The organism is Rhodococcus sp. P4_B6 (assembly GCF_056402215.1).
Map to the genome: position 1 here is coordinate 1 of NZ_JBFUHV010000267.1, position 8,575 is coordinate 8,575.

Here is an 8,575-nt window from a genome sequence, read left to right on the forward strand (position 1 = left end):
CCCCTGATCCCCGACGTCCGCACCATCACCCCCACTTCGGTCCAGTCGCCCCCCAGGAGCCCCAATGGGACTGTCCACCACCACCGATCAGCCGGCCGAACCCGCCGTCGACCCCCAGTTCACCGGGACCGCCGCCGAGCGACCCGCGACCCGCCGCCGGATCTACCCGTGGCTCGTGTTCGCGCTCACCTTCGCCTTGCTGCTGTCCGACTACATGTCCCGCCAGGTGCTCAGCGCAGTCTTCCCGTTCCTGAAAGCCGAATGGGCCCTGTCCGATTCCCAGCTGGCCTCGCTCACGAGCATCGTCGCCCTGATGGTCGGCCTGCTCACCTTCCCGCTGTCGCTGCTCGCCGACCGTTGGGGCCGGGTGCGGTCGCTGATCCTGATGGCGGTGCTCTGGAGCATCGCCACCCTGTTCTGCGCGGTGGCGGCCAACTACGAGCAGCTGCTCGCCGCCCGCTTCCTCGTCGGGGTCGGCGAGGCCGCCTACGGCAGCGTCGGTATCGCGGTGATGCTCAGCGTCTTCGCGCCCCGCGTCCACTCCACTCTCAGCGGTGCGTTCATGGCCGGCGGCTCGTTCGGTTCGGTCGTCGGCGTCTCACTCGGCGGAGTCATCGCTGTGCACCTGAGCTGGCGGTGGTCGTTCGCGGCGATGGCGGTGCTCGGCCTGATCCTCGTCGCCATGTTCCGGGCCGTGGTCACCGAACGCCGGCTGGCCGCGCACGCGGTCGACCAGGACGCCGCGCCGGTCGCTCGCTCCGACAGCCGCCCAATCCGGGTCCCGGTCTCGACGCTGTTCACCAACCCTGCCGTCTGGTGCGCGTACCTCGGCGGCGGACTGCAGATTTTCACCTCCGCCGTGCTGCTCGCCTGGACCCCCAGCTTCTTCAACCGCTACTACGGCATGGCTCCGGACAAGGCCGGCGTGATCGCCTCGGTCTTCGTGCTGCTGATCGGCACCGGAATGGTGGTGTGCGGCATGATCACCGACCGTGTCAGCCGCCGCAACCCGGCCGGGAAGTGGTCCAGCGCCATCGCGTTCTGCGTCATCTCGCTGGCCGCCCTCGGCATCGGACTGCAATTGGAGACCGGTGCGGCGCAGCTGACCCTGATCGGCATCGGCGCCTTCTTCTCCGCCGGTTCCTCCGGTCCCACCGCGGCGATGGTGGCCAGCCTGACGCACCAGTCGGTGCGGGCCTCCGCACTCGGCAGCCTCACCGTCGCCAACAACATCCTGGGACTGGCCACCGGACCGTTCGTCATCGGTATCCTCGCGGACCATCGTGGCCTGCTCGGTGCACTGCAACTGGCCCCGCTGGTGTACCTGCCGGCGATCGTGGCACTGTTCGTCGGGAGGCGGATGTACGCGGCCGGCCTCGCGAAGCTCGCGGCGCAGAGTGCCGCCGCAGCAGCCAAGGCCTGACCCGCGGCCGCCCAGCTCGCCGGTCACGCCGAAATCTTCACCAAGGCGAGGCTCTGTGCTGTGCCGAAATCGTTGATGGTTCGATCGCTGGCGCGAGTGTCGATCAGCCGCTCCCGGATCGTGGCGAAGGGGTCGGGATTCCGGACGAGGTGGCGGTGTACCGCCTGGCAGACCGGCTCAGCCGGGAATGGGCGCAGCAACCGCTGAGATAGACCCGCACGCAGCGGATCGGCCCCGGAAGTGTCTGAAGGGTCCGCCATTACCGATCAGGTTTGTCAGGCGCGGCCGAGTAGGTGCCAGGGACAGCAGGTCGATCTTCGGCTCGCACCATCCGCCGCTGAGAGCAAAGAGCAACAGGCCGCCACATACCAATCTGCGGAACCCCGCGGATCAGGACCGGGAACGAGTCACCGGTCTGGGTAGTGAGTGGCGACCTGTTGCTCGTCGCGATCGTCACAGTAGATCGCCCCACCGACAAAAGCGCCGAAACACAGGCGTCCGCGGCCGACCACCACGAGCAAGTCAGGCGATGATGCCCAGAAGCGCGTGACGCTGATTCGTTCCAAGACCGCCGACCCTCCGGGTCTCAGCGATCGACAGATCCTCGAGGATCTGCGCCGCCTTCACCGGACCGACACCGGGAAGCGCCTTCACCAGAGCCGAAACTTTGGTCTTCTTCGCGACCTCGTCGGTTTCCGCCTTCGCGAGCACATCGGAAACCGTGAGCTCACCGGACTTGACCGCGGCGAGGAGCTCCCCGCGCGCCTTCCGGGCCACAGCGGCCTTCTCCAATGCTTCAGCGCGCTGCTCGGGCGTCAGAACGGGCAATGCCATCAATGGACTCCTTACTGCTCTGACCGGCCCAGACGGCCGGCCTCGGATGAGATCGCGCCATTCACGTAGGCGCCGACGTAGGGCGACGCCAGCGGTCGGCGCTTCCCTCGCCGACCGCTGGCGGCGTGATCAAGGGTAACACTAGAGTCGAATATGTGTTCGAACGATGGAGAGCTGTGTACAACCCGAAACCGTGGCGAGAAGTGTGCCCACCGCGGCCGGTGACCATCGACGTCTCTGCCGCAATGGCTCACCACGGTGGCCGCGCCGCGAACGACCTTCCCCTTCGAGTTCGCGCCGAGGGGCTTGACCTCGACGTCCAAGTCCCCGGGTTGCTCCATGCCTGGGCACGTACCTCCCGCGGCGAATGGCTCGCATCGTGCACCTTCACCATCCCCACCGGCAACAAGTTGGGAAGTCTCGAGGTCACGCACTGGTGCCCCGCAGCGGCCGTCACCGCCGCCGACCAGGCCTGACCCATCCGCTGCATTCCTACTGCCTGGCGGTGGTCATTGCGTGAGGAACCCGTGACCCGATGTGCTGCACCCGGATCCAGGCAGAAGCCGGCGACCTATTCCTGATCGCGGCCTCGCCGCGGACTGCAGGGAATGAATGACCCCCAACACCGGACAAAATGTAGGCGCAACCCAGGTATGGCGCGCTGGTCGAAGCAAACCGTCGTCGGGGCCATTCGGATCCGAAATCGACCGACTCCTGGCTCGACTCGACATCGACGGCAGCAAATATTGCAGGAATGTTTCACTCGATCATCTCGACCGGCGTTCGTACGCGCTCGCCTATCGAGGCCACAGCCACGCGAAGGTGCAGTCCGGCGTGAACTTGGGCCGCGAGATGCCTGCCATCTCCGCGTCCGGGAGATCGGGCCCCTCGGGAAGCGAGCCGATCGGGTCCGCCGGACCCCGTGACGCGATCGTCCCGGGCGGTCACTAGACTGATGGGCGTTCTGGTGAACATCCCCCCAATTTTGTTTCCAGAACACCCCCTGTGGCCCGACATCACCCCCCGATGCCGGGCCACACCCCTGTAGTAGCGACGACGAAACATCGCCCCCACGAGCGGGAACCGGTCGAAGAAACGGCCACCGGACCCCCGAACGCGTGCGTGGGCATTACAGCACGCCGTTGTAGAGTCATGCCGAGGAAAGTCCCGCACCGCCTGGCGTCGTATCGCAGCCCGTCTGCCGGGTCGACCGCCGGGCAGCAACCGGACTACCACCCGCATCGTCGACGGGCGATGAACAGGAAGGACCCTCACCAGATGGCCAACCCGCATCGACTGACCACCGATCAGGTCATCGACCTGATCAAGGAGGAAACCGGTACCGAACTTTCGGTCTCGACGTTCCGTGGGTACGTCTCTCGGGGACAAGCGCCGGCGCCGGTGGAGAAGATCGGCCGCACCCCGCTGTGGAAGCGCTCGGAAATCGTCGAGTGGGCGAACAACAGACCGGGGCAGGGCGCGCGCACCGATATCCGCAAACCCCGCCGGCGCCGCGCCGAGTGAGCACCTTCCCTTCTTACGACATCGACGGCCTGGAGGCCGGTCCGCGGGAGTTCGCCCACACCTGAAAGCCGGTCCGCACTACGCCAGCGGGATCCGGCGCGGGGGAGTGGTGGTGTACACAGGCGGAGGTGGGCACATGCTCCACGTGCTCCGGCGCGCGAGATGGCGTTACGGCCGCACGCGTAGGTCGAGAGTGTTTCCGCGGCTCGACGGGTCGGCCGTTCGTCGTGGGCGCCCGAAGGAGCGGTACGGCGGCCGGCGCTCGAATTGCATCACCGTGACGAAAGTGACGAGAGTCGGCGCGCGTTGGGATCATCTGGTGAAAGCCATTGGAGCAGATGGGAGGTCCTCAAAGGATCGGCGGCGGATGCTCGCCACAGGGTGCGGTGCACTAACTTGTCGTCGACATCTGACCCAATGCAATCCTAGCTAGCAAAAATTACCCGGGGAGGTTCGGATAGCCAGGAATCGTCACCAGCGGCTGAACATCCCCTCGCCGAGCGCGGTCGGACACCGTCACCGGCGGGCATCGGACCCGAAGGTGGTGGGGAAGGGGCTGGGACCGAGCGTGAGGGTGACCGAAGTGGGGCGGAGTCCGACCTGAGGCCAACTGGTGGTGACGGTCAGCGATCCGGTGGTCGGGTAGGTGCCGATCCAGTACTGCGGCGTGGTTCGGTACGRCCCGGATCCCTCCAGGCCGGAGTCGGGGACTGGGTGGAACGGGTCAGCGAGGCCGCCGAAGTCGTCGGCGAGGATGCGCACGGCCAGATAGGACCACTGCGCCGACCAGTCGTGGGGGTCGGTCAGGGACCGGGTTTCGTAGCGCGCGAAGTCGGCGCGGACACCAGTGACGCACAGTGCGAAGCGCAGCAGTAGCCCGGACGCGAACGCGGTCGCGTAGGACAGATCGAGAGTGAGGTCTTTCTGGGCCACGATCGGCATGCCCGCGTGCACGGTGATTCCTCTGGTGGTGGGCGGCGCGAGGGCCGGCCAACGATGGCGGCGCATGCTTCATCGTCGCATCACTCGGGCCCGCGGTGTCTGTGAATTTCCTGAGAGTCCCTCCCAGCCAAAACGATTCGAGTGCGAACCTACAGCCCGGTAATCGAGCTTCGGGATGCCAACCCGACCGAAACTGTGCTGTCGCCGAGCAGGGCCATGTCTGTTCGGAGTCCGCAGTGGCACGGGCGAACGCCGGACGGGTGGTGACATCACGCCACCACCGGAACCCCACCTGCCACCGGACCGGGCGCAGGCAGTGTCAGAGGGCGGCGGTGATCAGACCGGCAATGCCCGCCACCGCGACGAGCGCGAGAAGGGCCAGCGGGAAGGATCCGAGGACGGTGCACAGGAAGGTGGTTGTCAGCAGCGCCAGGCCGATGGTCACGGCGAAACCCGCTTCCCAGGACTCGAGGAGCGCCGCGTCGGTCGCCGTCGGGTCGCCGCGACCGGTGTCGAGGGTGGTACGTGTGGCGGACAGGTGTGGGCCGGGGACGACGGTCACGGGTGGTGCGGATCCTTCCAAGAGTCGAGGACAGTCGGTGGGGGGCTGGTGAACGCGTCATAGGTACTCCAGCACCGGAAAGAGGGCGATCGCGGACACGGTAATCCCCGCAACTCCAGCGACGACTCCGAGCAACGCCCGCAACGATGCCGACTCATCGTCTTCCACGCCGGACCGGGAGGTGGCGAAAGCGCCACACACCACGGCGGTCACACCCAGGACGAACCCGAGCCCAACCACCCAGAACGACGCGATGGACAACGACCCCAGGACGATCGACACGGTGGGCAGCCGCGATCCTCCACGCGGCCTCCGCCGGCGTTTGCGCCCGGAGGAACACCCGTCGCTGGTGAGATCTGATGGGCGCGAGGTAGCAGCGGTCATGATCCTCCTCCCGTTGCGTGGCCCGGTCGTCGGTGGTGCGAAGCCGGCCGTGCCAATCGATCACCTGTCAGCCACTGGCCCGACCCGGCAGCAAGAACGCTGCACCTGTGACCAGTGACTGTGGCTGGGCCCAGCAGTTTCTCGCGGGACCCTGCCACCAATGACAGAGAATTTAGCACTCTCCATGGTGGAGTGCTAACGATTTGTTTGGTCGGCATGGCGACACTGGGCCGGGATCAGGCATCGGAGTGTGCGTCGAGTTCCCACCGGAGAACGCGCCCACGCCGTTGTCGGAGGCACCCGCAATACTTATTCCCACCAGTCCCACGGGTAACAGGAGAACAGACATGCGTCATCGCCCCCCGGCCGCGTTCCTCGCTCTCGCTGCGGTATCCGCCCTCGGTCTGACCGGGTGCTCGGCCATCGCCGATGCTGACCCGGGCACCGGTTCGCTCGGGGGCGCACCGGCCGCCCCCGCACCGGCGTTCGATGCGGCGCCGGCGTTGGCGAAGCTCGATACCCTGGCGGTCAAGGGACGCGCCCCCAAGACCGGGTACACGCGAGAACAGTTCGGTCCGTCGTGGTCCGACGACAACAGCGTCGAGGGCGGCCACAACGGGTGCGACACCCGCAACGACATCCTGCGCCGCGACCTGGTCRACCTGACCTACAAAACCAGTACGCGGGACTGTGTGGTGGCGACCGGCACCCTGCACGACACCTACACCGGCACCACGATCGCGTTCGTTCGCGGCCAGGACACCTCCACCGCGGTGCAGATCGATCACGTCGTCGCACTCTCGGATGCGTGGCAGAAGGGTGCCCAGCAACTCAGCCCGGAGCAGCGCCGCGACCTGGCCAACGACCCACGGAACCTGCAGGCGGTCGACGGGCCCACGAATTCGAAGAAGTCCGATTCCGACGCCGCATCCTGGTTGCCGCCGAACAAGAGCTACCGGTGCACCTACGTCTCGCGGCAGATCGACCTCAAAGCCCTCTACCGGCTGTGGGTGACCCAGGCCGAGAAGGACGCGATGAGTCAGGTCCTGCACTCCTGCTAACGACACCCACCCCTGGGTTCGGCCGCGGGGGCAGTGGCCACCATCGCTGCCCCCGACGTAGGAGAGCACTCGTTCATCTGCGGGAATGGATGTGCAGCCAGCGGATTCGCGCTCAGCTCCGCGCTTGAGCCGAAAGCCGCCGGTCGCGGCGATGGACTCCCGCGCCGGTGTGCTGTGCCGACGTCCGCGGCCCCCGCGGCCGTGGACCGGGGGAGACCCCGAGAGCGGCGAGCGGACGACGCTCCTCGTCGGGCAATGCGTCGGCACGCCATTTCTTAACCGCCCGATACAGCCACTGGCCGACCTGTTCGCCGTCGGCGGTGACATAGTTCGCGGGCACCAGCGCGTTGCCGTGCTCTTCGCGGTACGCAGCGATTTCGGTGAGCATTCGCCGCTGCTTGCTGTCGGCGCGTGACACAGCCGGAACTGACATCGTCGTCGTCGCTCCACAGGAACCCGATCGCATCGAGTTGCTGGATGCGTTGGGGCGGCAGGGTGCCGAGCATGCGGGCAACTCGCTGGCGCTCTTGCCAACGCCCCAGTCGGAAGCCACCTTCGGTGACGTAGTCGGCCGGGATCGCAGTGCGAGGATGTTGACGCCGAAAGATGYGGTAGAGCTGCAGAGGAGAGGCCGCGGACTGGGTGGCGCGCATTGATATCGCATCCTTCCGAAAACCGTCGCACGTCTTCGAATTTGTCATTATTCCAAGTATGTCAATCGGTTTGACGATTCTGCAAGAAAGCAGGACTATCCAACAGAACGTAAGGGGATGCGCTGCTGGAACAGATCCCTATTGCCGATGGCCGGTGATGTCTTATTCCGCGGAAAAACTGCAGGGTGATCAGTGCGATCGCTGGGGTGATCACCAGGTTGCATCCCGTGTTGTCCTCGATTCAGCGGCCAGACCCGTGGCCACGGGCGACAATTCCTACTGCCAATAAGCTCAGCCGTGGCGGGGAAGTGCATCGGCAAGAACTCGGCTCGCACCGACGTGCAGTCGTGCGACGATCTCAACCTAGGCATTTCCGCGATTTCGCTCAGACGACGGACAGGCCCACCATCGGGAATTCTGGTGGCGGGCTTTCACATCAGAAGGACGCCTGAAGCCACCACTCGGTGGCACTGGATTCGATCTCGAGAGCGTGGGCGGGCCAGTCAGGATCGGCGATCAACGTTTGGACTGTTCGTGCCATTTCCGGTGCGTTGCCGTCGATGTCGAGTCTGGTGAGGAGTCGGGCGATCCGAGCTTGCGTGGCGGGCCACCTGCCGCCCGTTGTTTCAACCAGCGCCGCCACCAGGGTTGCGCACTCATGGTCGCTCAGCGGTGGCGGTGTGCGGGTCATGCCGCGCAATCCGCGGCTGCCGTCAGTGAGCCACCGGTCACTGGCTTCGTGCTGGATCCGGTTCCAGTGCAACGGGCCACGACGGCTGAGAAATGAGCGCACTGTCAGACGGTAGCGAGGGACGTCGAGAGATCGGTCCTGGTCGGCGGGCAGTGAGGGACACGTGCCGGGGCATCGGGTGGGGCCCGCTCCTGCAGCGTACGAGCCTGGCCTGCGTCCGGAGGTCTCCGTTGGTCTACGTTGTTCCCCGACGCCCGTCGAATGAGTGTGGCTGTGGCCTTGCCATTGACGGCGAGGCCACAGCCACAGAGCGGTGTCAGCTGTATCCAGCGTTGGTTATTCGGCGTTCTGGTCAGCGTGCTCGAGGATCAGGTACTGAGCGGAGATCTGCTGATCGACGTCCTTCTTGTTGTCGGTGCCGCTGGCTTCGCCGACATAACGCCCGTTGGCGACCATGCAGTAGTCCTGGGTGCCGTTGACGGTGTCCTTGGTGGCGCATTT

The 8,575-nt window shown here is 66.0% G+C and carries 9 protein-coding genes and 2 pseudogenes; 4 read left to right on the forward strand and 7 right to left on the reverse strand.

Annotation, left to right across the window (positions count from 1 at the left end):
* The first annotated feature begins 64 nt into the window (after positions 1–64).
* Entirely contained in the window at positions 65–1,423 is a 1,359-nt protein-coding gene (locus AC1DWT_RS47665; RefSeq protein ID WP_477925941.1) for an MFS transporter, read from the forward strand.
* A gap of 522 nt (positions 1,424–1,945) precedes the next feature.
* Here AC1DWT_RS47665 and mihF read toward each other — a convergent pair.
* On the reverse strand, positions 1,946–2,257 hold the full coding sequence (gene mihF / locus AC1DWT_RS47670; protein ID WP_061045255.1) for an integration host factor, actinobacterial type: 312 nt from the start codon (positions 2,255–2,257) through the stop codon (positions 1,946–1,948).
* Positions 2,258–2,478: 221 nt separating this feature from the next.
* On the opposite strand from mihF, the gene AC1DWT_RS47675 reads away from it, so the two are divergent.
* Complete coding sequence (locus AC1DWT_RS47675) at positions 2,479–2,733, forward strand: hypothetical protein (RefSeq protein WP_231914023.1); 255 nt, start codon at positions 2,479–2,481, stop codon at positions 2,731–2,733.
* A gap of 802 nt (positions 2,734–3,535) precedes the next feature.
* On the forward strand, positions 3,536–3,781 hold the full coding sequence (locus tag AC1DWT_RS47680) for a helix-turn-helix transcriptional regulator (protein ID WP_037235132.1): 246 nt from the start codon (positions 3,536–3,538) through the stop codon (positions 3,779–3,781).
* Between the two features lie 516 nt (positions 3,782–4,297).
* On the opposite strand, the gene AC1DWT_RS47685 is transcribed toward AC1DWT_RS47680, so the two are convergent.
* From AC1DWT_RS47685 to AC1DWT_RS47695, 3 genes are all read right to left on the reverse strand, one after another.
* Positions 4,298–4,789 carry a hypothetical protein gene (locus AC1DWT_RS47685; RefSeq protein ID WP_477925942.1) on the reverse strand — a complete coding sequence of 164 codons (492 nt, stop codon included), beginning with the start codon at positions 4,787–4,789 and terminating at the stop codon, positions 4,298–4,300.
* A gap of 253 nt (positions 4,790–5,042) precedes the next feature.
* A complete protein-coding gene (locus AC1DWT_RS47690) occupies positions 5,043–5,285 on the reverse strand; it encodes a hypothetical protein (protein ID WP_477925943.1) in 243 nt (80 codons plus the stop codon).
* A gap of 57 nt (positions 5,286–5,342) precedes the next feature.
* Positions 5,343–5,669 carry a hypothetical protein gene (locus AC1DWT_RS47695; protein ID WP_231914189.1) on the reverse strand — a complete coding sequence of 109 codons (327 nt, stop codon included), beginning with the start codon at positions 5,667–5,669 and terminating at the stop codon, positions 5,343–5,345.
* A 347-nt stretch (positions 5,670–6,016) separates the two neighbouring features.
* Here AC1DWT_RS47695 and AC1DWT_RS47700 point away from each other — a divergent pair.
* Positions 6,017–6,727 (forward strand): annotated as a pseudogene (locus AC1DWT_RS47700) (HNH endonuclease family protein); the annotation flags it as partial.
* A gap of 115 nt (positions 6,728–6,842) precedes the next feature.
* Here AC1DWT_RS47700 and AC1DWT_RS47705 read toward each other — a convergent pair.
* From AC1DWT_RS47705 to AC1DWT_RS47715, 3 genes and pseudogenes are all read right to left on the reverse strand, one after another.
* A pseudogene (locus AC1DWT_RS47705) lies at positions 6,843–7,383 on the reverse strand (helicase associated domain-containing protein).
* Between the two features lie 436 nt (positions 7,384–7,819).
* On the reverse strand, positions 7,820–8,176 hold the full coding sequence (locus tag AC1DWT_RS47710) for a hypothetical protein (protein WP_477925944.1): 357 nt from the start codon (positions 8,174–8,176) through the stop codon (positions 7,820–7,822).
* A gap of 234 nt (positions 8,177–8,410) precedes the next feature.
* A partial coding sequence (locus tag AC1DWT_RS47715; RefSeq protein WP_477925945.1) for a DUF7373 family lipoprotein occupies positions 8,411–8,575 on the reverse strand: 165 nt, incomplete at its 5' end.

Coding starts and splice junctions, on each gene's coding strand:
- AC1DWT_RS47665 (WP_477925941.1), top strand. CDS start 65: ATGGGACTGTCCACCACCACCGATCAGCCGGCCGAACCCGCCGTCGAC.
- AC1DWT_RS47680 (WP_037235132.1), top strand. CDS start 3,536: ATGGCCAACCCGCATCGACTGACCACCGATCAGGTCATCGACCTGATC.
- mihF (WP_061045255.1), bottom strand. CDS start 2,257: ATGGCATTGCCCGTTCTGACGCCCGAGCAGCGCGCTGAAGCATTGGAG.
- AC1DWT_RS47695 (WP_231914189.1), bottom strand. CDS start 5,669: ATGACCGCTGCTACCTCGCGCCCATCAGATCTCACCAGCGACGGGTGT.